Origin of the sequence: Nonomuraea sp. NPDC049637 (assembly GCF_040675235.1) — a bacterium.
GTDB lineage: Bacteria > Actinomycetota > Actinomycetes > Streptosporangiales > Streptosporangiaceae > Nonomuraea.
Window position 1 is genome coordinate 19545 of the sequence record NZ_JBFAOM010000055.1, and the last position, 23903, is coordinate 43447.

At 71.3% G+C, this 23903-nt stretch carries 21 protein-coding genes; 4 read left to right on the forward strand and 17 right to left on the reverse strand.

Annotated elements, in window-relative coordinates; all coding sequences use genetic code 11:
* Positions 1-19: 19 nt before the first annotated feature.
* Both AB0J71_RS43210 and AB0J71_RS43215 read right to left on the reverse strand, forming a co-directional pair.
* Positions 20-1906 (reverse strand): RiPP maturation radical SAM C-methyltransferase, encoded by a 1887-nt coding sequence (locus tag AB0J71_RS43210; protein ID WP_352326372.1) that lies wholly within the window; start codon positions 1904-1906, stop codon positions 20-22.
* 15 nt (positions 1907-1921) lie between these two features.
* Positions 1922-2725 (reverse strand): phytanoyl-CoA dioxygenase family protein, encoded by an 804-nt coding sequence (locus AB0J71_RS43215; RefSeq protein ID WP_352326373.1) that lies wholly within the window; start codon positions 2723-2725, stop codon positions 1922-1924.
* A gap of 260 nt (positions 2726-2985) precedes the next feature.
* On the opposite strand from AB0J71_RS43215, the gene AB0J71_RS43220 reads away from it, so the two are divergent.
* The gene (locus tag AB0J71_RS43220; RefSeq protein ID WP_364419964.1) at positions 2986-4125 is read left to right on the forward strand and encodes a cytochrome P450; all 1140 of its coding nucleotides are present in this window, start codon (positions 2986-2988) and stop codon (positions 4123-4125) included.
* A gap of 43 nt (positions 4126-4168) precedes the next feature.
* Here AB0J71_RS43220 and clpX read toward each other — a convergent pair whose 3' ends face one another.
* Positions 4169-5458 (reverse strand): ATP-dependent Clp protease ATP-binding subunit ClpX, encoded by a 1290-nt coding sequence (clpX, locus tag AB0J71_RS43225; RefSeq protein WP_352326375.1) that lies wholly within the window; start codon positions 5456-5458, stop codon positions 4169-4171.
* Between the two features lie 338 nt (positions 5459-5796).
* Between clpX and AB0J71_RS43230 the strand changes: the two genes are divergently transcribed.
* Positions 5797-6390, forward strand: a complete 594-nt coding sequence (locus AB0J71_RS43230; protein WP_352326376.1) for a sugar O-acetyltransferase — start codon at positions 5797-5799, stop codon at positions 6388-6390.
* Here the strand turns inward: AB0J71_RS43230 and AB0J71_RS43235 are convergent.
* The 7 genes from AB0J71_RS43235 to xylA all read right to left on the reverse strand — a co-directional run bounded on the left by AB0J71_RS43235 (position 6371) and on the right by xylA (position 14133).
* On the reverse strand, positions 6371-6769 hold the full coding sequence (locus tag AB0J71_RS43235; RefSeq protein WP_352326386.1) for an integrase core domain-containing protein: 399 nt from the start codon (positions 6767-6769) through the stop codon (positions 6371-6373). The two genes, AB0J71_RS43230 and AB0J71_RS43235, sit on opposite strands and share 20 nt — an antisense overlap.
* 400 nt (positions 6770-7169) lie before the next feature.
* Positions 7170-8042 carry a GNAT family N-acetyltransferase gene (locus AB0J71_RS43240; RefSeq protein ID WP_364389400.1) on the reverse strand — a complete coding sequence of 291 codons (873 nt, stop codon included), beginning with the start codon at positions 8040-8042 and terminating at the stop codon, positions 7170-7172.
* Positions 8043-8906: 864 nt separating this feature from the next.
* Positions 8907-9863: an aldo/keto reductase gene (locus AB0J71_RS43245; RefSeq protein WP_352326387.1), complete on the reverse strand. Its 957-nt coding sequence runs from the start codon at positions 9861-9863 to the stop codon at positions 8907-8909.
* Between the two features lie 215 nt (positions 9864-10078).
* On the reverse strand, positions 10079-10906 hold the full coding sequence (locus tag AB0J71_RS43250; RefSeq protein WP_364419966.1) for an LLM class flavin-dependent oxidoreductase: 828 nt from the start codon (positions 10904-10906) through the stop codon (positions 10079-10081).
* Positions 10903-11790 (reverse strand): alpha/beta hydrolase, encoded by an 888-nt coding sequence (locus tag AB0J71_RS43255; protein ID WP_352326379.1) that lies wholly within the window; start codon positions 11788-11790, stop codon positions 10903-10905. Before AB0J71_RS43255 ends, AB0J71_RS43250 begins: the two co-directional genes overlap by 4 nt.
* 64 nt (positions 11791-11854) lie before the next feature.
* Entirely contained in the window at positions 11855-12766 is a 912-nt protein-coding gene (locus AB0J71_RS43260) for a LysR family transcriptional regulator (protein WP_364419968.1), read from the reverse strand.
* A gap of 194 nt (positions 12767-12960) precedes the next feature.
* Positions 12961-14133, reverse strand: a complete 1173-nt coding sequence (gene xylA / locus AB0J71_RS43265) for a xylose isomerase (protein WP_352326383.1) — start codon at positions 14131-14133, stop codon at positions 12961-12963.
* Between the two features lie 111 nt (positions 14134-14244).
* Here xylA and xylB point away from each other — a divergent pair, with 111 nt between their 5' ends.
* Together xylB and AB0J71_RS43275 are read left to right on the forward strand one after the other, a co-directional pair.
* Positions 14245-15699: a xylulokinase gene (gene xylB / locus AB0J71_RS43270; RefSeq protein WP_364419970.1), complete on the forward strand. Its 1455-nt coding sequence runs from the start codon at positions 14245-14247 to the stop codon at positions 15697-15699.
* A 138-nt stretch (positions 15700-15837) separates the two neighbouring features.
* Positions 15838-17073 (forward strand): ROK family protein, encoded by a 1236-nt coding sequence (locus AB0J71_RS43275; RefSeq protein ID WP_364419972.1) that lies wholly within the window; start codon positions 15838-15840, stop codon positions 17071-17073.
* Here the strand turns inward: AB0J71_RS43275 and AB0J71_RS43280 are convergent.
* The 7 genes from AB0J71_RS43280 to AB0J71_RS43310 are packed head-to-tail and all read right to left on the reverse strand — an operon-like array spanning position 17036 to position 23890.
* Complete coding sequence (locus tag AB0J71_RS43280; protein WP_352328395.1) at positions 17036-18415, reverse strand: nucleotide pyrophosphatase/phosphodiesterase family protein; 1380 nt, start codon at positions 18413-18415, stop codon at positions 17036-17038. The two genes, AB0J71_RS43275 and AB0J71_RS43280, sit on opposite strands and share 38 nt — an antisense overlap.
* The gene (eboE, locus tag AB0J71_RS43285; RefSeq protein ID WP_352328394.1) at positions 18412-19539 is read right to left on the reverse strand and encodes a metabolite traffic protein EboE; all 1128 of its coding nucleotides are present in this window, start codon (positions 19537-19539) and stop codon (positions 18412-18414) included. Before eboE ends, AB0J71_RS43280 begins: the two co-directional genes overlap by 4 nt.
* Positions 19539-20390, reverse strand: coding sequence for a TatD family hydrolase (locus tag AB0J71_RS43290; RefSeq protein ID WP_364419974.1), 852 nt, complete (start codon positions 20388-20390; stop codon positions 19539-19541). The genes eboE and AB0J71_RS43290 overlap by 1 nt, the downstream gene beginning before the upstream one ends.
* A complete protein-coding gene (locus AB0J71_RS43295; RefSeq protein WP_364419976.1) occupies positions 20390-21007 on the reverse strand; it encodes an EboA domain-containing protein in 618 nt (205 codons plus the stop codon). The genes AB0J71_RS43290 and AB0J71_RS43295 overlap by 1 nt, the downstream gene beginning before the upstream one ends.
* A complete protein-coding gene (locus tag AB0J71_RS43300) occupies positions 21004-21855 on the reverse strand; it encodes a sugar phosphate isomerase/epimerase family protein (RefSeq protein WP_364419979.1) in 852 nt (283 codons plus the stop codon). The genes AB0J71_RS43295 and AB0J71_RS43300 overlap by 4 nt, the downstream gene beginning before the upstream one ends.
* Positions 21852-22748, reverse strand: a complete 897-nt coding sequence (locus AB0J71_RS43305; protein WP_352328390.1) for an SCO3242 family prenyltransferase — start codon at positions 22746-22748, stop codon at positions 21852-21854. The genes AB0J71_RS43300 and AB0J71_RS43305 overlap by 4 nt, the downstream gene beginning before the upstream one ends.
* Positions 22745-23890 carry an inositol-3-phosphate synthase gene (locus AB0J71_RS43310; protein WP_364419981.1) on the reverse strand — a complete coding sequence of 382 codons (1146 nt, stop codon included), beginning with the start codon at positions 23888-23890 and terminating at the stop codon, positions 22745-22747. Before AB0J71_RS43310 ends, AB0J71_RS43305 begins: the two co-directional genes overlap by 4 nt.
* Between the last annotated feature and the right edge of the window lie 13 nt (positions 23891-23903).

Here is a 23903-nt window from a genome sequence, read left to right on the forward strand (position 1 = left end):
GATGAGACCGGCGAATTTCTCAGACGATTTCGAGCGAGGCCGGCAGGTCCGCCTGCGCGCCGGCTTCGGTCAGGACGAGGCTGAGGATCTTGCCGTCCTCCTCGAACAGCAGAGACCGCTCCCGCAGGAGAGCCAGCCGCCGCGCCACGGCCTCCGGGTCGAGCCCGAGCTCTGCGGCGAGCCTGTCCGGCTTCGCCGGCGACGACAACCGGTGCAGCAGCAGCCGGGTCTCCGCGTCCACGGGCAGGGTCGTGGCGGGCCCGCCGCCGCGCGAGTCGGTGATCTGCTCCTGACCGTCGGCGCCGCGTTCGAGCGTGAGCGACGGCGGCCGCCGGGACCAGGCTCTGGTCCACTCCTCGACGCGCTCGCTCAGCCGCGCGTGCCAGCGGGTGGACGCGGCCGCGTACGGTCCGAGCTTCTCGTCGGTGAAGTAGTAGGCCAGGTCGGTGAAGGTGTCTTCGGGGAACGGGTAGACGTAGCGGTAGTGATCGGAGGGCCGCAGCTCCAGGCCGTAGAAGCCGCCGTTGGTGTGGTACGGGCTGTATCGGTCGAACCGCACCACGTAGACGCCGTTCGGGGGAGGCAGGTGCACCAACGACGGCAGGTCGTCGAAATACTTCTGGAACACGCTCTCGGGCTCGCCGGGGAATCCGATGAGCAGATTCCAGTACGGCTCGATGCCGTGCCGCATGCACTTCTTCAGGAACTGCAGGTTCTGGAAGGCGGTGGTGCCCTTCCGCATGATCGAGAGTGTCTGTGTGGAGAGCGCCTCGATGCCGGGCTGGATCTGGTTCACGCCGCCCGAGACCATGGCCTCGAGGTCGTGATCGGCGATCGGGACCTTCACCTCGTAGAAGATGGACGTGCCGGCCGGGGGCTGGAGCGGGCCGAAGACTTCCTTGGGATAATTTCGCGGCATGATGTTGTCGGTGCAGACGTAGCGGTTGCACCACGGCGCCAGTTCGAAGAGCCGCTCGAACTGACGGATCGCCTTGCCCGCCGACAACGCGCGGTAGTCCATGCCGAGCCCGTTCAGGCCACAGAACGTGCAGTGCGAGCGCGCACCCCACCAGCAGCCCCTTGACGTCTCGAAATAGAGCTGGGGGTGGGCGGTGCCGTCCTGGACCGCCTTCCAGAGCACCTCGTCGCGCGGTAGCGCGGTCAGCCAGCCCGAGTAGTCGGGAGGGATGTGGTCCTCGATGTCCCGGTCGCGGCCGACGGCGTTGCGGAAGCGGGGATCGCCGCAGTTGCGCCCGGTGACGATGCCCGGGATGGCATGGGCCGTCTCGGTGTCGCCGTTCAGCAGGGCACGCAGCAATTCGGGATAGGTGTGCATCGACGGACCCGAGAACACGAAGTCGATGGTCGGCGTCTGCTCGGCGATGACGGCCCCCATCGGCGCCTCGCAGTTCGCGCCGCCCATGAGCGTCACGACCTCGGGGTTGATCTCCTTGATCAGCCGGGCGACGGCGATGCTGGGCACGTTCTGCGCGAACATCGAGCTGAAGCCCACCACGTCGTAGGACGCCAGCCGGTACCGATCGATCAGCTCGCGGCAGCGCTCCTCCAGCCCGGGACGTCGTTGCAGGACGCGCTCGCGCAGCCGCAGCCAGCGCGGGCCGCGGTAGTAACGGCGGAAATAGGCGCGCTCATTGTCGCCCGCCTCCGGAAAGGCGATGTCGCGGAAGACCCACTCGCCCAGCCCGGCGAGCAGATGCTCCCCGTCGTTGGCGAGCGAGTCGTATTCAGGCAGACCGAAATAGCGCGCGAAATCATGGTTGAGGTAGAAGACGTCCGAGGTCACCTGGCCGGGAAATTCGTGGTGTCCCAGAGCGGCGAGCTGGCTGAGCGCGAAGGACGGGTAGTGCCAGTTGGCGAACGGCATGTTCACGAGGGCTATACGCATGGGCTCAGTGCTCGATCACAGTGTCTCACGCCCCAGCTTGACGATGGGGGTGGAATCCCGGTCGACCAGGAACTCCGGCCGGTTCGGATGTCGCGGCAGATTGGTGACGGAGTTATAGCTGATGATGAGCAGCGCGCGCCTGTCGGCCGAGAGATTGGCCGACGACGAGTGCACGATGCACGGATGGAACACGTAAATGGTTCCGGGCGGTCCGGTCAGCAGCTCGGTGCCCCGCTCCGCAGCCAGCCGCGAGGCGACCTCGCCGGGTACGGTCAGCGGCAGCGAGGCGCGCATGTTGACGCGCCAGTCGGCCGCGGAGTCGTCCTCGTCCTCCGCCGCGTTCCACAGCGGGCCGAGCCGATGGCTACCGGGCACCAGGACCACCGGCCCGTTGTGCTCGTGCGCGTCGTCCAGCAGGATCGCGATGTTCACGGCGTGCGGCGCGGGCATGCCGTCCTCCGTCTGCCAGAACGGGAAGTCCTGGTGCCAGGGCCACTCGGCGCCGTCCCTCGGCTGCTTGAGGTTCACCTTGAACTGGTAGACATAGGCCGGGGTGCCGAGGATCTCCTCGGCAACGTCGACCAGCGGGGGAAGCCGGGTCAGGTCCGAGCACACCGGGTCGAAACGGTGGCAGCCGTGAATTCCGCGCACCGCCTGCGAGCCTTCTTCGTATACCAACCCCGGACGGCGCTCACTAATGTGACGTTCCACGCTGTCCCGCAATTTTTGGATTTCGCCGTCGGATAACCGATGGTCCAGCCGGCACCAGCCCTGGCGCTCGTACAGAGTTTTTATTCTGGTAATGGTCTGCTGAGTCATGAGCGCCCTCTCCGGGCCACTGCGGGCCGCTGCACCAGACATTCCAGAGGTCATCTTTGGCGATGACCGACGACCTGTCAAGATAGGCGGGAATCGAGGCTGTGCCACCGAAATATTCGCCGCGAAAAAAGCGCCTGCTTCCCATACGCCGGGCGCCCTTGTTATAACTTCCCATAACGAGCGACCACTGCCGAGGTGAGAGAATTCCCATGCCAGCCCAGGACGGTTTGCCGGCGTTGCCCTTCCCTCAACCCGACCCGATGTCCCCGCCGCCGCGGCTGCTGGAGCTGTCCGAACACCAGCCGGTCGCCCGCGTCCGCACGCAGGCCGGCGACGAGGCCTGGCTCGTCTCCCGATACGCGTACGTGAAGCAACTGCTCAACGACGACCGGCTGGGAATGTCGCACCGCGAGCCCGAACGCGCGGCCAGGATCTCGAACGCGAGCCTGTTCAGCGGCCCCTCCCCCGAGTACACCTTCGACACCGAGGTCGAGCGGCACACGGCGATGCGCCGGATGTTGTCGCCGTTTTTCTCCGCGAAACACATACTGAGGCTGCGGCCGAGGGTCGAGCAGCTCGCCGCCGAACTCGTTGCCGAGATGGCCGGCCTCACTCCTCCGGTGGACCTGCACACCGACTTTTCCTGGCCGTTTCCGGTGCTGGTGATCTGCGAGCTGCTCGGCGTGCCGTACGAGGACCGCGAGCGGTTCCGCGCCCTGTCGTACACGATCGCCGGCCTCCGGGACAGGGACGCCTCGATGGCGGCGCTCGCGGAACTGATCGTGTACATGGGGGACCTGGCCAGGCGCAAGCGGGCCGAGCCGGCCGACGACGTGATGTCGGAGCTGTGCAGGACGCAGGACGACGACACGGTCGCGATCCGCAGCGCCGGACTGCTGTTCGCCGCCCACGAGACCACCACGGGCCGGATCGACGTGGGCGTGGCGATGCTGCTCGGTCACCAGGGCCAGTGGGACAGGCTGGTGGCGGAGCCGGAGCTCATCGACGACGCGGTGGAGGAGATCGTGCGCGCGGCGCCCATCGTCTCGATCGGGGGCGTCGTCCGCTACGCGCGGGCCGACATCGACGTGGGCGGGGAGCGGATCAAGGAAGGCGACGCGGTCCTGCTGAGCCTGGTGGCCGCCAACCGGGACCGGACGGAGTTCCCCGGAGGGGAGCGGTTCGACATCGGCTGCAAGCACGCCGGCGCCCATCTCGGGTTCGGGCACGGCGGCAGGTACTGCCTGGGCGCCCCGCTGGCGCGCGTCGAGCTGCGGGCCGCTCTCACCGAGCTGACCACCGCTCTGCCCGGACTCCGGCTGGCAGTGCCGCCCGGCGAGCTCAGGATCAGGACGAGCCAGCTCTCAGGCGGTATCGAGGCGGTCCCCGTCACCTGGTGATCAGCCGGCGGGTCAGGAGGGCCGCCGGCGCGGGGCGCGGCTGCTACGCCGACTGTTCCCGGGGCCCGCGCTTCCTGGCCAGGGCGGCGCGCCCGAGAGGGATCAGGCTCGGGTTGACGCTCTGCAGCACCGTGTCCTCGGTGATCAGCACCCGGGCCACGTCGGTGCGGCTGGGAACGTCGAACATGACCGGCAGCAGCACCTCCTCCATGATGGCCCGCAGGCCTCGCGCTCCCGTGCCGCGCAGCAGCGCCAGCTCCGCGATCGTGTCGAGCGCGTCGGGGGTGAACCCGAGCTCGACGCCGTCGAGCTCGAACAACCGCGCGTACTGTCTGACGAGCGCGTTGCGCGGCTCGGTCAGGATCTGGACCAGGGCCTCGCGATCGAGGTCGTGCACCGTCGTGATGACCGGCAACCGGCCGACGAACTCTGGGATCATGCCGTACTTGACCAGGTCCTCCGGCATGAGTGCCGCCAAGGCGTCACCGTGGCCGTGCTGCTCGCCCGCCGGGCGCAGCACCGCGTTGAAGCCCATCCGCCGCTGCCCGACGCGCTGCTCGACGATCTGGTCGAGGCCCGCGAAGGCGCCTCCGCAGATGAACAGGACGTTGGTGGTGTCGATCAGGATGAGCTCCTGCTGCGGGTGCTTGCGGCCGCCCTGCGGCGGGACGGACGCCGTGGTGCCCTCCAGGATCCGCAGCAGCGCCTGCTGGACGCCTTCGCCCGACACGTCCCTCATGATGGACGGGTTCTCGCTCTTGCGGGCGATCTTGTCGATCTCGTCGATGTAGACGATGCCCGTCTCGGCCTTGCGCAGGTCGTGGTCGGCGGCCTGAATGAGCTTGAGCAAGATGTTCTCAACATCCTCGCCCACGTAGCCGGCCTCGGTCAGAGTCGTCGCGTCGGCGATCGCGAACGGCAGGTCGAGGAGCTTGGCCAGGGTCTGGGCCAGGAGCGTCTTGCCCGACCCCGAGGGCCCGAGCAGCAGGATGTTGGACTTCGCGAGCTCGACGTCGTCGCCGCGCGAGCCGGTGCTGCCGGAGAAGACGCGCTTGTAATGGTTGTAGACCGTGACCGACAGCGTTTTCTTGGACTTCTCCTGTCCGACGACGTGCGCGTCGAGGAACTTGTAGATCTCGTGCGGCTTGGGCAGGTTGCCGCGCCTGACCTCGGTGGTCTCCTCGGTTTCTTCCTCGAAGATCTCGTTGCAGATCTGGATGCACTCCTGGCAGATGTAGACGCCCGGGCCCGCAATGAGCCGCCTGGCCTGCCGCTGGCTCATTCCGCAGAACGAGCATTTGAGCTGATCCGCACGATCACCGAGGCGTGCCATTTCAGTCGCTCCTTCGCATCTGGCCACCCCTGGCGGAGTATCCCAGTCGTTCGGAACCTCTGGATTCGAGGCCACCTGTGCCGACATTATCCCGGCGGGGTCTCTTCCCCGGTCCGGACGCTGCCAAGCGCGGACTTCCGCGTTTTTTCGCTCCACAGCGTACACGCCTGGGACGCCCCCTCGACCGGGGCAGGGAAGGCGGCGAGCCTCGTGCGCGCCGGGCTTCCGGCCACGCCCGCCATAAATGGCGACGGCGCGCGAATTTCGGTCCGAAAATTATTGACGGTCCGGCGGCGGAGAGCGGTCTCGCAGAACTCCGGAGTCGCGGGTTACACTCGATGATCGCCCGGATCCACAGCATGGAGAGGTCATCGATGGCGTCAGCGAAAGAGAAGATGCTTGCGGGCGAGCTTTATATCGCGGACGATCCCGAACTCAACGCCGAACGGCTCGAAACGGCCCTGATCGTGGCGCGATTCAATTCGTCGAGCGCCGCCGATCCACAGCTCCGGCAGCTGATTCTGAAAGAGCTGTGCGGTTCCGTCGGCGATTCGGTCGAGGTGCGGCCGCCGTTCAGTTGTGTTTACGGTGAGCCGATCTCCCTCGGCCACCGGGTGTTCGTGAACTTCGGCTGTGTTTTTCTCGACATGGCGCCCGTCGACGTCGGCGACGGGGCGTGGCTGGGCCCGGGCGTCCAGTTGCTCACTGGCACCCACCCGCTCGACCCCACCTTGCGGAAGGCAGGTTACGAGTACGGCGAGAAGGTCACCGTGGGGCCCGACGCGTGGCTCGGCGGTGGTGTGATCGTGCTGCCCGGGGTCACGATCGGCGAGGGTTCCGTGGTCGGCGCCGGCAGCGTGGTCACGAAGGACGTCCCCGCCGGCGTCGTCGCCTACGGGAACCCGGCTCGCGTCATCCGCACCCTGACCTGAGCCCCCGCACGATCACCATGCCCCGCACCGCCGTTGTGGTGTCTGGCGGCCGTTGGCGCCTGGACTGGTGCGGCCGGTGCGCGTTGTAGTGGTTCAGGTACTCGCGGAGCACGAGGGCCAGATGGCGTTCGCTGAGGATCAGCATCCGGTCCGGGAGTTCGCGGCGCAGGGTGCCGATGGCCCGGTCGCAAATGGCGTTCATCCTCGGCGTCTGCGGCAGTGTGGTGATGGTCCGCAGCCCATTGGCTGTGAAACCTCCCGAAGGGCGACGGTGAAGAGCGAGGCCCGATCTTGGATCAAGAATCGTAGCCTGGCGATGCGCTTTCCAGATCCATGACCAAGTTGCGGGCCTGCTGCACCGTCCACGCCCCAGTCGGATGCGCGGTCACCCCACCCTGAAGGGTGTCAATACTCCGTTCACGCCTGCCGCATCGTGGGCCGGCTGACGCTGCTGACTCGTAGCGACGCGACCAAGAACATGGAGATCCTCGTGCCGCGGCACGAGGTCGCCGTGTTGCGCCGTCAACTTGGCCGTCCGAGGCTGTCGTGGGCAGATCGAGCGGTGCTGTCCGCGCCGGCCCGCAGACTGCCGGAGATGATGCGGGCACAGCGGATCTCCTCATCGGTGAACACACGGGTTGACAACGCGCCTCACCCGCCCACGTCAGCCCCCGAAGCAACGCAGCCCGGGCTTACGCCGGGGATCTCGCCTCCTCCTCCCGTGGTCGACCAGTAGCGAGGGCTGCAGACGGGCCGCCGATACGCAGGGCCGCCCTCGCCTAAGCGAACCGTCCCCAGGTCGTGACGAGCGGACGGTAGCCCTGGCGGGACCAGAAGGGGACGGACAGCGGATTCGGGGCCGCGTAGTGCACCAGTATGGTCTCGACGCCTGCCGCTGCGGCCTCGGCATGGGCGTGGGCGACCAGCGCGGTGCCGATGCCGCGGCCCCTGCTGACCGGTCGCGCGTACAAGGAGCCCACGTACGCCACGGGCGGAGGCTTCTGCACGGCGGGCGCGATCCAGCCCGAGTGGTCGGGGTGATGGACCGCGAGCATGCCGGCGACTTCACCGTCCGATTCGGCCAGCCAGCACCAGCCGTCGTCACGGGCGAGCTTCTCCTCGAGCTCGGCCCGGGCGGCGGAGGGCGTCGAGGGCAGCACCGAGAACCAGCCGAACTGGGCCTCGTAGGCGACCAGCTCCACGTACAGCCGGCACATGGCATCCAGATCGTCCGCCGTGGCCCGCCGTATACCTGGAGACGAGTGCCCGCCCGCTGAAGCGGGGCCGACGCGGACGCCGAGCACGGAGCGTGGCGCGAACCCCCGCCTGACCAGTGCCGCCACGGGCGCGGCATCCCGGCTCGGCCAGTTCACCACCAGCCCGGAACCCGGCTCGGCGTCGAGGGTCGAGATCCACCGGTCGAGGAGGCCGCCGAGGGCGTACGCGGGGTTGTCGTCGGCGACTCTGGCCTGGAGTGAGTAGGTGGTCAGCGGGCCCCAGCGCACTGACGGGGCGCCGGGGTCGGCTCTGGACACCGAGGGGGCGCCGACAGCGTTCACGGTCTCGATCAGGTCTTCGCCGAGATCCGCGACGGCGACGAGAGGGTCGGCGGCGCGCACACGCTCACGGTGACAATCGATCACATCGCTCACGGTTTGCAACACTAAACCGCCGTAGCGACATTTCAGCTTCCGCAACGGCTGCGTGCTGGTTTCCGCCCCCACATAGCCATCGAGGCCCGAAGAGCGTTGGGGGTCCGAGACGCCCCGCCTGGGGTCATGGTGGCGTCGCTGGAGGGAGACGCGGGCGGACACGTGCGGTCTGCTCAGCTCTCGGACGGGACCGCCGTCGAGGCCGACCTGGTGCCGGCCTCGCTGGGGTCGATCCGTAACGTGGAATGGCTGGAGGGCTCCGGACTGGCGGCCGGCTTCTGGGGTGTCGGCTGCGACGCCGGCGGGCGCGCCTTCGACCTCAACGGCGTGGCGACCGACAGGGTCTACGTGGCGGGAGATGTCGCGCGGCCGATCGGTCCCTCATCATGCTCGAACGCGACCTGCGTGAGGTCCTTGCCGAAGACAAGGCCTACTCGACAGGCATCGACCACATCGGACCCCGCAGCAGGCCGGCCCTCTGCGGGCGCTGCTCGATCTCGTCGACGCCGACATCGACGTGCCCCGACGCGACCGCCTCACCCGGGCATTCACGCAACCGGCCTGCAATCGAACAACGAGCGGGGCGGTAGTCAGGACCACGAATACAGCCAGGTTCACCGTGAACGGCGACAACTACGCATGCCACATCGTCAGGGCACTTCCACGGGCCGTAAATCGTGATCGAGTACGGGTACGTGGGCGCGCCGCATTTCGCTGGTCGCTGCGCCACGTTGTCGCCGTATACCCAACCGTGGCATCGCTCCGGTACGACATCCCCTGCCCCACAACGACCGACCACTCCATCTCGCGGATGACAACGTAGGGTGTCGGAACTTCGGCCCGCCCCCTCCCGGGGTCGGCGGGTCAGTACCGGCTGCCGGCCGGTGCGGGCAACGCGTCCAGGTCCGCGAGGTCTTCCGGGGTGAGCCTGAGGCGTGCCGCGGCGGCGTTCTCCTCCACCCGTGAGCGACGCCGGCTCCCCGGAATCGGGACGACGTGCTCTCCCTGGGCGAGCGTCCAGGCGAGGGCGACCTGGGCCGCGGTCGCCTGGTGCCGTGCGGCGATCCGCTCCACCGCGTTCACGATGACCAGGTTGGCCTTCAGGTTCTCCTCCTGGAAGCGGGGGTTGCGGGAGCGGTAGTCGTCCGGGGAGAAGCCGGCCTCACGGAAGCGGCCGGTCAGGAAACCGCGGCCGAGCGGTGAGTAGGCGACGAAGGCGGCGTCGTGGCGGGCGCACCACTCCAGCGACGTGGACAGGTGGTCTCTCGTCCACAGGGACAGCTCCGACTGCACGGCCTTGATCGGGTGGACGGCCTGCGCCCGGTCGAGCTGTTCCAGGCTGAACTCCGAGACCCCCACGGCCAGCGCCTTGCCCGCCGCCACCATCTCGGCCAGGGCGCCGACGCTCTCCTCGACCGGCACCTCGGGGTCCGGGCGGTGCAGGTAGTACAGGTCGACATGGTCCACGCCCAGCCGCCGGAGCGAGGCGTCGACGGCCGCGCGCAGATGCTCGGGCCTTCCGTCCGGCACAGGCAGGGCGGGGGCGCCGTTCCCGGTGGTCCGCGCGACGTTGCCGCCCTTGGTGGCGAGCACGACCTCCTCCCGCCGTCCGGCGATGGCCCTGCCGACGGTCTCCTCGTTGGTGAAGGGTCCGTACACGTCGGCGGTGTCGAGGAAGTTCACGCCCAGGTCCAACGCCCGCCCGATGACGGTACGGGGGTCCTCGGCGTCCGGGGAGTCGCCGTACGCCCACGTCATCCCCATGCAGCCGAGCCCGACCGCGCCCACCTCCGCTCCGCCGGGCCACAACCGCCGGGTCATCCGATCCTGATGCATCTCGCCGTTCACGACGTTTCTCCTCCTCATCCGATCAGACCATGCGGTCTGCCCAGGAGCGGAGTGATGAATCGCCGGTCAGCGGAGGCGTCGGAGATGGATCCGGCGCCGTCGTGGGCGGTGTGCCCGCCGTCCATGGGGATCTCCGCGCCGCTGACGCAGGACGACTCGTCGGAGATCAGGAAGGCCGGTGAAGCGGCTCAGGCGCCGTCGCCCGGGTTCGCCGGGCCGTCGCGGAGTACGCCGCGTACCGTGTCGAGCCGTACACCCGGGTCGAACTCCGTCAGCCACCAGGTCGCGCCGGCGGCGGCGTACGGCAGCGGGTCGACGCCGGCGGGCAGGCTGACGGCGATGTCGTACGAGGCCATGTCGCCGTTTCGCAGCTCGGTGAGGGTGCTGGCGACCTCGGCGAGCTGGTCCGGGTGTTCCAGGTTGATCGGAAAGAAGCCGTCGAGCCGGGCGGCCCGGCGGATCGGCTTGACGTTGCCGGGGAATCCGGCGGCCCATACCGGCACGCCTGGCCGCTGAACCGGCTGCGGCAGGAACGTGATGTCGTCGACGGTGTAATGCTCGCCGCGGTGGCGCACCGGCTCTCCGGACCACGCGGCGGCCAGGATGGCCAAGGACTCATCGAGCATCCGCCCCCGCTGCCGGTCGTCGAGCTGCTCGCCGGTCCTGGACAGCTCGCCGCCGAACCGATCGCTGCCGAGTCCGACGCCCAGGGTGAGGCGGCCGTCGCTCAGCTGGTCCAGTGTCGCGGTTTCCCGCGCCACCTTGGCCGGACGCCGGCGGGCGAGCGTCGCCACCATCGGACCGAGCCGCAGCCGCTCGGTGGCGGTCGCGACCGCCGCCAGCGTGATCCACGAGTCGGCGACCTGCTGGACCGGCTCCCGCCAGGACAGGTGATCCCACACGAAGCAGCCGTCCCACCCGGCCTCCTCCGCGTCGGCGGCCAGGTTCGCCACCGCCCGCGGGTCGGCGAGCTCGTCGAAGAGCGGCAGCCAGAGTGCCGATCGCAGCCGGCTCACGGGCGCTCTCCGCTGGAGACCGAAAGGATCTCTGCGATCGCGACGTCCCAGAGCTCCGGCGGTGGCATCTGGTGCCCCATGCCCTCGAGCGGGACCAGCCGGGCTCCCGGGATCTCCCGTGCCAGCGCCTCGCCGTGCCCGTACGGGAGCAGCGGGTCCGCGGTGCCGTGCAACACCAGCGTGGGCGCCGCGATCTCGGCGAGGCGGCCGCGGACGGGCTCGCCGCCGTCGAGCTGCCAGTGGTTCTGCGCCGACGCAGGGGACGGGCTGCGGTCCCAGACGCGGCCGGCGATGCGGCGCATCCGCTCCTCGTCGACGGGAATGGTGCCCGCGAAGGTGCGCTCGCCGTCGGTGTAGTACGCGATGACGGCCTCGCGGTCGGACCAGTCGGGCGTCTGGTCGCCGTCCTCGGCGAACCGCTTCGCCAGTTCGGCGCTCATCGGCGGCAGGTCATGGCGGTCGGGACCGCCGGGTCCGCCCGGGCTGGTGGCGATGAGCGTCAGGGAGGCGACCCGGCCGGGGTGGCGCACGGCCAGGCGCTGGGCGATTCCGCCGCCCATGGAGACGCCGACGATGTGGGCGGCCGCGATGCCGAGTTCGTCGAGCAGGCCGACGGCGTCGTCGAACAGGGCGTCGTTTCCGTACGGCGGCGCGCCGGGCGGGAAGGTCGTGGAGCGGCCGGTGTCCCGGGTGTCGTACCGGATGACGTGCCGGCCGCCGGCGGCGAGGCGCTCGCAGAAGTCGTCGTCCCACCAGTCCATCGACGCCTCGGCGCCGCCGATGAGCAGCAGGGCGGGCGCAGCCGGGTCGCCGAACGTCTGGACGCAGAGCTTTATGCCGTTGATGTCGAGGAGCCGCTCGGGGTGATCTTGGTTGGCGTTCATGTCCGGCACGCTAGGCCTGGCCGCCCCATCGCGAAAAGCTATGATTTTCGATCGAGTCGATCGCCTACAGCGATATACCGTGTTCCATCTGGCCGGCCAGCTCAGCGGCGGCTGCGACGGCGAGGTCGATGGCCCGGGCCGCCAGCGGCGAGCGGGTGCGCCCGGCCGGCCGACACAGGTACCACGTGCAGGTGGGCGGCGGTTCCAGCCGATGGATACGGAGCCGGTCGTCGGACCAGACGTCCGACCCCAGGAGGGCGAGCCAGGGCAACACCGCCGAGCCCAGGCCCACCCGCACCATCGACACGACGGTTTCGTGGCCGGCCGTGCGGAACACGATCCGCGGCCGGGCGCCCGCGCCGGCGAGCTCCCGTTCCAGCCATCTCTGGTGGACGGTGGGCGGCCAGGCGACCATGGGAGTGTCGTCGAGCAGCTCGACCGGCACCGGACCGTCGGGGAACGCGCCCGCGGCGGCCACCAGGAGGTGAGGCTCGTCCAGCAGCTCGACGTGTTCGACGTCGCCGTCGATGCGGTCGTAGTGGAACAACAGGTCGACATCTCCGATGTCCGGGTTCTCCGGTGCCACTTCCGACAGCCTGACGTCGCAGCCGGGGTGCTCGTCCAGCAACCCGCGCACCACTGCGGGCAGGATCAACCGGGTCGCGCCCTGGAAGGTGCCGATGTCGATCCGGCCGTGACCCGCCTTGAACCGATCGACGGCGTCGGTCAGCGCCTCCGACCTCGCAAGCAGATCACGCCCGTGGGCCAGGACCAGCTCGCCGAGAGGAGTGGCGCGCACCGGCCTGGGACCTCCCGGCCGGTCGAAGACGGCCCCGCCGACGGCCTTCTCCAGCGCGGCGATCTGCTGGCTCACCGACGACTGGGTGTAGCCGAGGCGAACCGCCGCCCGGCCGAACGTCCCCTCCTCGGCGATGGCGGCCATCGTCCTCAGATGGCGCAGTTCCACGTCAGCCATGACAGCCAGATTATCGTCAAGAGCGATTGATTCGAGCGAAATAATCACATTCATTGATGAATGCGCGCTACTCCCGGTGCTCCTGCGCGACCGGCTGCGCCGCAGCCCTCACGACCCCGCCGTCGGCGAGTACGCCGCCGACGACGGGTCCGGTCGACTCCAGCCTTGAGCCGACCGGACGCGGTCAAGCGTCTTCAGCCGCGCGCCGCCAGCAGGTGATCCATGGCGAGCTGGTCGAGGCGTTCGAAGGCCATTCCGCGCTCCGCGGCGGCCTTCACGTCGAAGTCCTCGTAGGCGGTGCGGTCCGCGAGGAAGTCGGCCACGGTCTCGCCCTCGCCCAGTGTCGGCAGCGCGAGTTCGTCCAGGCGTGAGGCACGCAGGGCCTCCTGCACCTCCGGGTCGGCGCGGAAGGCCGCGGCCCGCTCCTTGAGGATCAGGTAGTTGCGCATGCAGCCGGCGGCCGAGGCCCAGACGCCGTCGATGTCCTCGGTCCGCGGCGGCTTGAAGTCGAAGTGGCGGGGGCCGTCGTAGCCGCCGGTCTCCAGCAGGTCCACCAGCCAGAAGGCGGCCCTCAGGTCACCGGCCCCGAAGCGCAGGTCCTGGTCGTACTTGATGCCGTTCTGGCCGTTGAGGTCGATGTGGAAGAGCTTGCCCGCCCACAACGCCTGCGCGATGCCGTGCGGGAAGTTCAGCCCCGCCATCTGCTCGTGGCCGACCTCGGGGTTGACGCCGTACATGTCGGGCCGTTCCAGCTGCTCGATGAAGGCCAGGACGTGTCCGATGGTCGGCAGGATCATGTCGCCGCGCGGCTCGTTCGGCTTCGGCTCGATGGCGAAGCGCATGTCGTAGCCCTGCTCGACGACGTGCGCGCCGAGCACGTCGAAGGCCTCCTTCATCCGCTCCAGCGCGGTGCGGACGTCCTTGGCGGCGCCGCTCTCCGCGCCTTCGCGGCCTCCCCAGGCGACATACGTCTTCGCGCCGAGCTCGGCGGCGAGATCGATGTTGCGGATGGTCTTGCGCAGCGCGTAGCGGCGCACGTCCCGGTCGTTGGCCGTGAAGGCGCCGTCCTTGAAGACGGGCTGGGTGAAGAGGTTCGTCGTGGCCATGGGGACGACGAGACCGGTCTCGTCCAGGGCCTTGCGGAACCGCTTGATGTGCTCTTCGCGCTCGGCGTCGGAGGAGCCGAACGGGATCAGGTCGTCGTCGTGGAACGTCACGCCGTAGACGCCGAGACCGGCGAGCCGTCGCACGGTCTCGGCGGGATCGAGGGCCTGCCGGGTGGCCTCACCGAAGGGGTCCCTTCCCTCCCAGCCGACCGTCCACAGGCCGAAGCTGAACCGGTCCTCCGGGGTGGGGGTGTAACTCATGCTGCCTCCCTGCCATTTGTCATGCCGATTGACAAATTAGTACATTGAGACGTCCCGGGGAACCCTTCATCCGCATCCCGGGTTCGAGACGAAGGACGCGAGGGCGAACAGATGGCGGCAGCCGTACCCGTGCAGGAAGGCCCCTTGGTCATCGGCGTGGACAGCTCCACGCAATCGACGAAGGCGCTGGTCGTCGATGCCGCCACCGGCGCCGTGGTCGCGCGGGGACAGGCCCCGCACACCATGAGCGGCGGGCCCACGGGCGACGGCAAGGAGAGCGACCCCGAGCAGTGGTGGGCGGCGCTGCGGGAGGCGCTCGCCCAGTGCGGACCGTACGCCTCGCGGGCCGCCGCCGTCTCCATCGCCGGCCAGCAGCACGGGCTCGTCACGCTGGACCGCTCCGGCCGGCCGGTACGCCCCGCGCTGCTGTGGAACGACGTCCGCTCCTCCCCCCAGCGTGACCGGCTCATCGGCGAGCTGGGCGGCCCCCAGGCGTGGGCGGAGAGGACCGGCAGCGTTCCCGCGCCGTCGTTCACGGTCACGAAGTGGGCCTGGCTGCGCGAGAACGAGCCGGAGGCGGTCCGCGCGACCGCGGCCGTCCGCCTCCCCCACGACTACCTGACCGAACGGCTCACCGGGCAGGGCACGACCGACCGCGGCGACGCCTCGGGCACCGGCTGGTGGGCGGCCGCCTCCGGGACGTACGACGAGGAGATCCTGGAGCACGTCGGGCTCTCCCCCGAGCTGTTGCCGCGGCTCCTGCCGCAGGGCGCGGCGGCCGGGACCGTACGGAACCTGCCTGGCCTGCCCTTGGCGCCCGGCGCGCTGGTCGCGGCGGGCACCGGCGACAACATGGCGGCGGCACTCGGGCTCGGGCTGCGTCCGGGGCGGCCGGTGCTCAGCCTCGGGACCTCCGGCACGGTCTACGCCGTCACTGTCCGCAGACCCGCCGACCCGACGGGGATCGTCTCGGGGTTCGCCGACGCCCGCGACGCGTGGCTGCCGCTAGCCTGCACGCTCAACTGCACGCTGGCCGTGGACAAGATCGCCGGCCTCCTCGGCCGCGACCGCGAGGCGGTCGAGCAGGGCGGCTCGGCCGTCCTGCTTCCCTTCTTCGACGGCGAGCGCACGCCCGACCTGCCCCTGGCCTCCGGGCTGCTGTACGGGCTGCGCTACGACACGACACCCGGGCAGGTGCTCCAGGCCGCGTACGACGGCGCCGTCTTCGCCCTGCTCACCGCCCTGGACCGGGTCCTCGACGAGGACGGCCCGCCGGACGCCCCCATCCTGCTCATCGGCGGCGGTGCCAAGGGCACGGCCTGGCGCGAGACCGTCCGCAGGCTCAGCGGCCGTCCCGTCCAGGTGCCGGAGGCCAGGGAACTGGTCGCCCTGGGAGCCGCCGCGCAGGCCGCCGGGCTGCTGCTCGGCGCCGACCCGGCGGCGGTGGCGCTCGGCTGGGCCACCGCCGAGGGCGCCCTGTACGAACCGGTCCAGCGCGACGACGAGGCGTCGCACCGCATCAGCGAGGTCATGTCCGGGGCGGAAGGACTGCTGCGGCGTGGATGAGGCCGCCCGCGCCGTAGCCTGACACCTGGCGGTTCTCACTTCGCACCGCGGAGTCCGGGTCTCTCCACACGAGCCGCCTCCGCCACCCCCGGTGGCACGGAGCCGGAGAGACACGACGACCGGTCTAGAGGAGTCCAGGTGTCAGAGCCACCGTCCATCACCCAGCAGGAGATGCGCCGGCGCAACCTCTCGCTCGTCGCGCACGCCGTGGCTCGGCTCGGCCCGCTGTCCCGCGCTTCCGTCGCGGCCCACATCGGCTTGACGCGGGCCGCCGTGTCGACGCTCGTCGACGAGCTGATCCGCGACGGGCTGCTCGTGGAGCTGGGACCGTCGCGCCCGGGAACCGTAGGACGTCCCGGCAGCGCGCTGCAGCTCAACGACCAGGGACCGGCGGGTCTCGGGGCGGAGATCGGGGTCGATCGCCTCGCCGTGTGCGCGGTGGACCTCAGCGGGCGGGTGCGGGCGCGGGTCACGTACGAGGCCGCCAACCGGGGGCGCGAGCCGGGGCCCGTGCTGCGCGACCTCGCGAGGCTCGTCCGGAAGGTCTCGGCGGAGGCGGAGGGCCAGGGGCTACGACCGGCGGGGCTCGCCGTCGCGGTGCCCGGCCTGGTGGCGCGCGGGTCGTCGTCCGTGGTGCGCGCCCCCAACCTGGGCTGGGAAGGCGTGGACCTCGCCCCCGCGCTCCCCGCTCTCCCGCTGACGGTCGACAACGAGGCCAACCACGGCGCGCTCGCCGAACTGTGGCTCGGGGCGCACGACCCTTCCCTCCGCAACTTCGTGCACGTCTCCGCGGAGATCGGCATCGGTGCGGCCATCGTCATCGACGGACGCCTGTTGCGCGGGACGCACGGCTTCACGGGGGAACTCGGCCATGTTCCGGTACGCCCCGAAGGCCCGGCGTGCGCCTGCGGCGGCCGAGGCTGCCTGGAGCGATACGCGGGCGAGGAAGCCCTGCTGCGGTCGAGCGGCGTCGATCTGGCGCGGGTCGCGGCCCTGCATCCGGGTCCGGGCGGCCGCATCGCCTTTCTGGCGGAACGCGCCCGCGAGGGCGACCAGCAGGTACGGCGTGCCCTGCGCGAGGCCGGCAAGGCACTCGGCATCGCCCTCGCCGGCGTCGTGAACCTCCTCGATCCGCAGAAGGTGATCCTCGGCGGCGGGCACTCCCCGCTGCTGCCGTGGCTGCTGCCCGCCCTGGAGCGGGAGCTGGACCGCCGGGTCATGGATCCGGGCCGCGTGGGCCAGGGCGCGGTGATCGTCTCGCGCCTGGGCTCGGACGGGCCTCTCCTCGGCGCGGCCAACTCGGTCGTGCAGGCGTGTCTCGACAATCCGGCCCGGCTCAAGGCAGGCGGCAGAGGCGCAGCAGCAGGTCCTTGACCTCCGTCGCCTCGAACCGGTCCTTGCCCAGGGACGGGTCCGAGCAGAGCAGCACCGGCCCGTCGGCGGCATCGGCGGGGAGCAGCCCGTGCGAGCCTCGTACGGCGCGGGCGCCCTGGTCGAGGCCGACGACGTTCATGAGGTGGCGCAGGCCGAGCTTCTTGCGCAGCAGCGCCACCCCGGCCCTGCGCTTGGCGGCGCCGGGGTTCGCCGGGTCGAAGAAGAGCTCGGCCGGGTCGTAGCCGGGCTTGCGGTGGATGTCGACGAGGCGGGCGAAGTCGGGTGCGCGGGCGTCGTCGAGCCAGTAGTAGTAGGTGAACCACGCCTCGGGCTCGGCGAGCAGGACCAGGTCGCCGGAGCGGGGGTGGTCCAGGCCGTACGCCTTCTTCCCCGCGTCGTCGAGCACCTCGGCGACGCCGGGAAGGGCGGCGCAGAGCTCGGCGACGGCCGGCACGTCGGCGAGGTCGGCCACGTAGACGTGCGCCACCTGGTGGTCGGCGACGGCGAACGCGCGCGACGTCCACGGGTCCAGGTACTCCATGCCGTCCTGGGTGTGGACGTGCAGGAATCCCTCCGCGCGGAGCGTCCGGTTGACGTCGACCGGGCGGGAGACGTCGGTGATGCCGTACTCCGACAGCACGACGACCGTCCGGCCCGCCACCGCGGCGGTGTCCAGCAACGGCGTCAGCACTGTGTCGAGCTCGGCGGCCGCCGCGGCGGCGCGCGGGTCGGACGGGCCGTACCGTTGCAGGTCGTAGTCGAGATGCGGGATGTAGGCCAGGGTCAGGTCGGGGTCGTGCGCGGTCATGACGTGCTGGGTGGCGCGGCAGATCCAGGCCGAGGAGGCAAGGCCCGCCCCGGGGCCCCAGTAGGTGAACAGGGGGAACGTGCCCAGCTCCGCGGTGAGCTCGTCGTGCAGCTCCGGCGGGTGGGTGTAGCAGTCGGCCTCCTTGCGGCCGTCGGCGTAGTAGATCGGCCGGGGGGTGACCGTCCAGTCGACGTCGGCGCCCATCGCGTACCACCAGCACACGTTCGCCACCGTGAGGCCGGGCCGCTCGCGGCGGGCGGCCTGCCACACCTTCTCCCCGCCGACGAGCGCGTTGTGCTGCCGCCACAGCAGGACCTCGCCGAGGTCGCGGAAGTACCAGCCGTTGCCGACGACGCCATGGCCGGAGGGCGGCAGGCCGGTGAGGAACGTGGACTGGACCGAGCAGGTGACGGCGGGCAGGACGGTGCCGAGTTCGGCCTGGAAGCCGCCCTCGGCGACGGCCCGCAGCCGCGGCATGTGCGCCAGCAGCCGAGGGGTCAGCCCCACCACGTCCAGGACCAGCAGCGATGTCATGAGGTCACTCCCAGCTTGTGCAGCTCGGCACGGGCGAAGTCCAGCTCCCCGGCGATACCGGCGGCGAGCTGCTCAGGGTTCCGCGGACGCAGCGCGGGCGGCAGCACCCCCCAGGTGTAGGTCTCCACGTCGAAGTGGTCGCAGAGCGGCCGCGGCCCGCCGAGGAGTTCCGCCAGCGCCGCGCGCAGCACGGGGACGGTCGTGGCCAGCGGCGCGGCCGGCGTGACGTGGAGGGGGACGTGGTAGTGGACCCGCCACGGTCCGGGCAGCGACCGTTCGAACGCCTCGTCGAGGTCGTCGGCGGACTCCCCCGCCGGGTTGCGCGTCTGGTGCAGGAAGCGCGGCTCGGCGTACTCGCGCAGGACGTCAGGCTCGGCGGACTCCAGGGCGGCGGAGAGCTGGACCTTGACGACGGGCAGGCCGGCGCGGCCCAGCTCTTTCAGCGCGTCGGCCGGATCCTCCCACGCGCAGGCCAGGTGGGCCAGGTCCAGGCAGACGCCGAGCCGGTCGCGGTCGACGTCGGCGAGCCGGGCCACCGCCTGCGCCGTCGTCTCCACGACGCAGCCGGGTTCGGGCTCGAAGCCGACCCGTACCGGCCGCCCGGTGGCGGACTCGACCGCGGCCAGGCCGGCGGCGAGCCGATCGAGACGGCGGGCGGCGCGGTCGGCGGTCGCGGTGTCCCACGGGTCGCGCCAGGCGAGCGGCAGCGTCGAGACCGACCCACGGGCCGCGTCGTCGGGAAGCAGGTCGGCGAGAACGAGCGCCAGGTCCAGCGTGTACGTCAGGCGGTCCCGGGTGGTCCAGTCGGGACGGTAGACGGCGTGCTTGACGACCGGGTCCTGGAAGGAGCGGTAGGGGAAGCCGTTGAGCGTGACCACCTCCAACCCCCGTACGGACAGCTCGCGGCGCAGGCGGGCCCGCAGGGCGGGGTCGGCGGCCAGGGCGGCGGCGACGGGCGCGGCCAGCCAGAGCCCGAGCCCGAGGACGTCCGTGCCGAGGCGGGCGCGGATCGGGACCGCGTAGACGTCGAGCTGGGCAAGGATGCCGTCGAGGTCCTCGGCGGCGTGCACGTTGGTGCAGTAGGACAGGTGCAGCGGGGTTCCTCCCGCGTGGCGGAGCCGCATCAGCTGCCGCCGCGCTTGATGGAGCTGCCTTCGAAGGTTTCCCCGCCCGAGGCGGAGCCGGTCAGGTCGAGCCGTCCCGACTGGCCGTAGAACTCGACGGGGTTGCGCCACAACACCCGGTCGACGTCGTCGTCGGTGAACCCGGCCGCCAGCATGGCCCTCCCGGTCTCCAGCGTGAGCAGCGGGTCGGAGACGCCCCAGTCGGCGGCGGAGTTGACCAGCATCCGGTCGGGGCCGTACCGCCGCAGGATCTCCACCATGCGGGGCGGCGACATCTTCGTCTCGGGGTAGATGGAGAAGCCCGTCCAGCATCCGGCCTCGCGGACCATCTCGACGGTGACCTCATTGAGGTGGTCCACGGCGACCCGCTCGGGCGCGATGCCGGAGGCGGCGACGACCTCCAGCGTGCGCCGCGTGCCGGCGGCCTTGTCGCGGTGCGGGGTGTGCACGAGCGCCGGCAGGTCGTGCTCGACGGCGAGGCCGAGCTGCCGCTCGAAGGCGTCGTCCTCCTCCGGGGTCATCGAGTCGTAGCCGATCTCACCGACCGCGACGACCCGGTCCTTGTCCAGGTAACGCGGCAGCAGGTCGAGAACGGGACGGCAGCGGGGGTCGTTGGCCTCCTTGGGGTTCAGCGCGATCGTCGCGTGGTGGACGACACCGAACTGGGCGGCCCGGTACGGCTCCCAGCCGATCAGCGAGTCGAAGTAGTCGGTGAAGGAGCCGGGGCCGGTGCGCGGCTGGCCCAGCCAGAAGGCGGGCTCCACGACGGCCCGGACGCCGGCGGCGGCCATCCGCGCGTAGTCGTCGGTGGTGCGGGACGTCATGTGGATGTGCGGGTCGAAGATGCGCATCAGGACTCCTCGCGGGTCAGGCGGTCGAGCAGGGCGGCGGCGTCGGCGGGCATCGGGCGTCCCGCGGCCGCGCGCTCGTCGGCGAACGCGGCCAGCATCTCCGCCAGCTCAAGGTCGGCCCGCTCCTCGAGCCCGTCCACGGCGATCAGCGGCACGCCCATGAAGACGCACTTGAGCACCGCCTGCCGCCAGGCGGCCTGGTCGAGGTGACGGGCGTAGGGGCCGAGCGCGGCGGCCAGCAGGCGGGCGTCGTTCGTGCGGATGGCGTCGTGCAGGAGCGGCAGGCCCGCTACGCCGACGGCGAGCATCGGCAGGGCCTTGAGCGCGGCCTGCTTCTCGTCGGCGTCGCCGTGGTGGTAGAGGTCGGCGATCCCGGCCCCGGCCCGGTCCGGCGGCAGCGCGGCCAGCAGCAGCGCGCGGGTGGCCTCGTCCGCCGTCCAGCCGGGCACGCCGGGCAGCGGGGTGCGCCCGGCCCGCCGTCCGGCCTGGGCGAAGGACCGGCTGATCGTCTCGGGCCGCTCGCCCGCCTCGGCGAGCGCGGCGTCCACCCATTCCGCCCGAGAGGTCTCCCGCAGCGTCTCCCGAAGCGCGGCGCGCAGCCGCTCCGGACCTGTCATGCCGTCCTTCCTTCGTTGGAGGCCCGCTCGGCGTCGCGCAGGAACTCGATCGAACGCGCGGCCACGACGGGCGCGGCGTGGCTGTGCCGGGGCAGCTCGACCGCGACCAGGCCCCGGTAGCCCACGTCGGCGAGCGCCCGCAGCACTGGCGGGAAGTCGATCTCCCCTTCGCCGAGCTCCAGGTGTTCGTGCACGCCGCGCCGCATGTCGTCGATCTGTACGTTGACCAGGTGCCCGGCGAGGGCGGCGACGCAGTCGGGCACCGGCTGGGGCTCGTTGCAGCGGCAGTGCCCGATGTCCAGGGTGATGCCGAAGCCGTCCGGGGAGCCGAGCGCCTGGTGCAGCGTCCGCCAGCCGGCGATCGTCTCGACGAGCATGCCCGGCTCGGGCTCGAACCCCAGCGGCACGCCGGCCCGCCGCGCGGCGTCGAGAACCCGCCCGCAGCCGTCGACCAGCCGATCCCAGGCGGTGGCCCGGTCGACGCCGGCCGGGCGTACGCCAGACCAGAACGACACCGCCTCAGCCCCGAGATCCGCGCCGACGGCGAGGGCGCGGCTCAGGAAGTCCACCCGGCGGTCGCGGTCGTCGTCCAGCAGGGTCGGGGCGTGCTTGCGGCGCGGGTCGAGCAGGTAACGCGCGCCGGTCTCGACGACCACCGCCAGGCCGAGGTCGCGCAGCCGGTCGGCGACCCGCGCCACGCGCCGTCCCAGGCCGTCGGCGTACGGGTCGAGGTGGCAGTGGTCGAGCGTCAGGGCCACCCCCTCGTAGCCGAGGCCGGCGATGACGTCGAGGGCGTCGGTCAGGCGGTGGTTGGCGAAGCCGTTGGTGCCGTAGCCGAATCGCGTCATGTCGCGGAGATCCTTCTGACCAGGCGCCGGGCCAGCGGGACCGCCGCCCAGAGGGCGAGCGCGACGCGGGCCGCGCCGGCGCGCGCGGTGAGTGCCGCCTGGAGGGCGGGCAGGCTGACGATGCCCGCGCTGACCGCGTCGCGCACCCGGCCCGCGCGGGGGTCGGCGACTGCGCGGGCCTGGGAGAGCCCGAACTGCGCGGCGTACCAGGCGGCGAGGGCCGGCTGCGTGAGGCTCACGCCGGTGCGGACGGTGACGGCCGCCCGATCGGGGCTCGCGCCGCCGCGGGCGGTGACGGCGGCGAGCGCGACGGTTCCTGAGAGGGTGAGCGCGGGCAGGCGCGGACCGGTGCCCGACACCTCCGCCCGCGAGAGCGCGGTCAGCAGGTACGTGTGCGCGCCGACCGTGACCGCGGCAGGCAACGCGTCCGCGACATGCCTGGTGGAAAGGGCGGGGGCGGTGCCAAGGAGGACGTCGAGGGTGCGGCAGAGGGCCATGGTCAGGGGACCGGCGCGGGTGCCCTTGGCGGCCACGTCGTACGCCCAGACGGCGGCGGCCAGCGGGACGGCGACCGCCAGGGCACGCCGGCCGCCCGCGAGCCCTGCCACGGCGAGCCCGGCAGCGGTGAGGCCCACCGCGACGCCGAGAGCCGCTCCGGCGGGCACCCGCCCTGAGGGGATGGGACGTTCCGGGCGTTCGACGGCGTCGAGACGCCGGTCGGCCCAGTCGTTGGCCGCCATTCCCGCCCAGTACAGGCAGACCGAGGCGCAGGCCAGCCCGACGGTACGGCGGCCGAGCACCCCACCGGCGGCCGCCCCGGCGATCACGTCGCCGGGGACCGACAGCGCGGCAGGAGCCCGGACCAGGTCCAGCAGGTCTCGCGGCGCCGTCATCGCGGGGCGCTCGCGTACGCTTCGACGGCGGCCCGCAACGACTGCCACTGCTCGGCCAGCCCGTGAGGCACCTCTCCGAGGGGGTCCTTGAAGAAGAAGGCGAGTTCCGTGAGCGGCCCCGTGCGCCCGGCCCGGTGGGCGGCGGCGGTCAGGCGTGCCAAATCCAGGACGAGCGGTGCGGCCAGGGCGGAGTCGCAGCCGTGCCAGGTGAACTCCATGCGCATGCGGGTTCCGAGGAAGCCCTCGAAGGAGATCAGGTCCCAGGCGGTCTTGAAGTCGTCGAGGTCCTCGACGAAGTCGATCCGGGTGTCACCCTGCGGGACGTAACCGAGCGTCTCGGGGAGCACGCGCTGCTTGCTGGCGGCCTTGGCCGCGTTGGCGGCCGGATCCGCCAGGTTCGCGCCGTCACCGCCGCCCAGCAGGTTGATCCCGGACCAGGTGCGCACCTTCAGGTTGCGCTGGGCGAACATCGGGGCGAGCACCGACTTGACCAGCGTCTCGCCGGTCTTGCCGTCGTGGCCGCCGTACGGGAGGGCCTTCTCCCGGGCGAGGGCGTCGAGCGCGGGCAGGCGGGCGCCGGTGGAGGGCGTGAAGTCGACGTACGGGCAGCCGGCGGACAGCGCGGCGTAGGCGGCCAGGGCACTGGGCGGGAGAACCGGGTCCGGACCGTCCAGCGCGGAACGCAGCGCGTCGAGGTCGGCGTGCGCGAGGTGCGGTGACGGCGCCGGTTCCGTGGTGGAGACGTTGATCACGACGACCCGGTCCAGGTCGTGCCCGGCGCGGAACCGGTCGAGGTCGGCGGCGATGGCGCGGGCGGTCTCGCCCTGCGTCGCGGCGACCGGCAGGGGCCGCACGTGCTGCTCGATGCCGAGCAGCGCGTCCTGCACCGCGCTCGCCAGCCCGTCCGGGACGACTCCCGCCTCGGCCAGCGCGGCCGCCTTCTTGTCCAGGGGTGTGGAGGAGATGTCGTGGCCGCCGAAGACCAGGTCCCCGATGCCGGGCAGGGCGTCATGGCGCAGTTCCGGCGTCTCCAGGACGCATCCGGTCGGCGCGGCCAGGCCGGCCCGGATCGCCAGTGCGCCGATCATGCTGGTGACCGCGACCGATCCTCGTGCCCCGATCAGCCATAATCCCGTTCTCATTGCTTTCCTCTCG

Bases quoted from the DNA above. Each gene is read 5' to 3' on its own strand.
- AB0J71_RS43280 (WP_352328395.1), bottom strand. From the start codon at position 18,415: ATGACATCGCTGCTGGTCCTGGACGTGGTGGGGCTGACCCCTCGGCTG.
- AB0J71_RS43220 (WP_364419964.1), top strand. From the start codon at position 2,986: ATGTCCCCGCCGCCGCGGCTGCTGGAGCTGTCCGAACACCAGCCGGTC.
- AB0J71_RS43290 (WP_364419974.1), bottom strand. From the start codon at position 20,390: ATGCGCATCTTCGACCCGCACATCCACATGACGTCCCGCACCACCGAC.
- xylA (WP_352326383.1), bottom strand. From the start codon at position 14,133: ATGAGTTACACCCCCACCCCGGAGGACCGGTTCAGCTTCGGCCTGTGG.
- AB0J71_RS43260 (WP_364419968.1), bottom strand. From the start codon at position 12,766: ATGGCTGACGTGGAACTGCGCCATCTGAGGACGATGGCCGCCATCGCC.
- AB0J71_RS43300 (WP_364419979.1), bottom strand. From the start codon at position 21,855: ATGACGCGATTCGGCTACGGCACCAACGGCTTCGCCAACCACCGCCTG.
- eboE (WP_352328394.1), bottom strand. From the start codon at position 19,539: ATGCGGCTCCGCCACGCGGGAGGAACCCCGCTGCACCTGTCCTACTGC.
- AB0J71_RS43210 (WP_352326372.1), bottom strand. From the start codon at position 1,906: ATGCGTATAGCCCTCGTGAACATGCCGTTCGCCAACTGGCACTACCCG.
- xylB (WP_364419970.1), top strand. From the start codon at position 14,245: ATGGCGGCAGCCGTACCCGTGCAGGAAGGCCCCTTGGTCATCGGCGTG.
- AB0J71_RS43230 (WP_352326376.1), top strand. From the start codon at position 5,797: ATGATCGCCCGGATCCACAGCATGGAGAGGTCATCGATGGCGTCAGCG.
- AB0J71_RS43245 (WP_352326387.1), bottom strand. From the start codon at position 9,863: ATGACCCGGCGGTTGTGGCCCGGCGGAGCGGAGGTGGGCGCGGTCGGG.
- AB0J71_RS43295 (WP_364419976.1), bottom strand. From the start codon at position 21,007: ATGACAGGTCCGGAGCGGCTGCGCGCCGCGCTTCGGGAGACGCTGCGG.
- AB0J71_RS43310 (WP_364419981.1), bottom strand. From the start codon at position 23,890: ATGAGAACGGGATTATGGCTGATCGGGGCACGAGGATCGGTCGCGGTC.
- clpX (WP_352326375.1), bottom strand. From the start codon at position 5,458: ATGGCACGCCTCGGTGATCGTGCGGATCAGCTCAAATGCTCGTTCTGC.
- AB0J71_RS43255 (WP_352326379.1), bottom strand. From the start codon at position 11,790: ATGAACGCCAACCAAGATCACCCCGAGCGGCTCCTCGACATCAACGGC.
- AB0J71_RS43305 (WP_352328390.1), bottom strand. From the start codon at position 22,748: ATGACGGCGCCGCGAGACCTGCTGGACCTGGTCCGGGCTCCTGCCGCG.
- AB0J71_RS43215 (WP_352326373.1), bottom strand. From the start codon at position 2,725: ATGACTCAGCAGACCATTACCAGAATAAAAACTCTGTACGAGCGCCAG.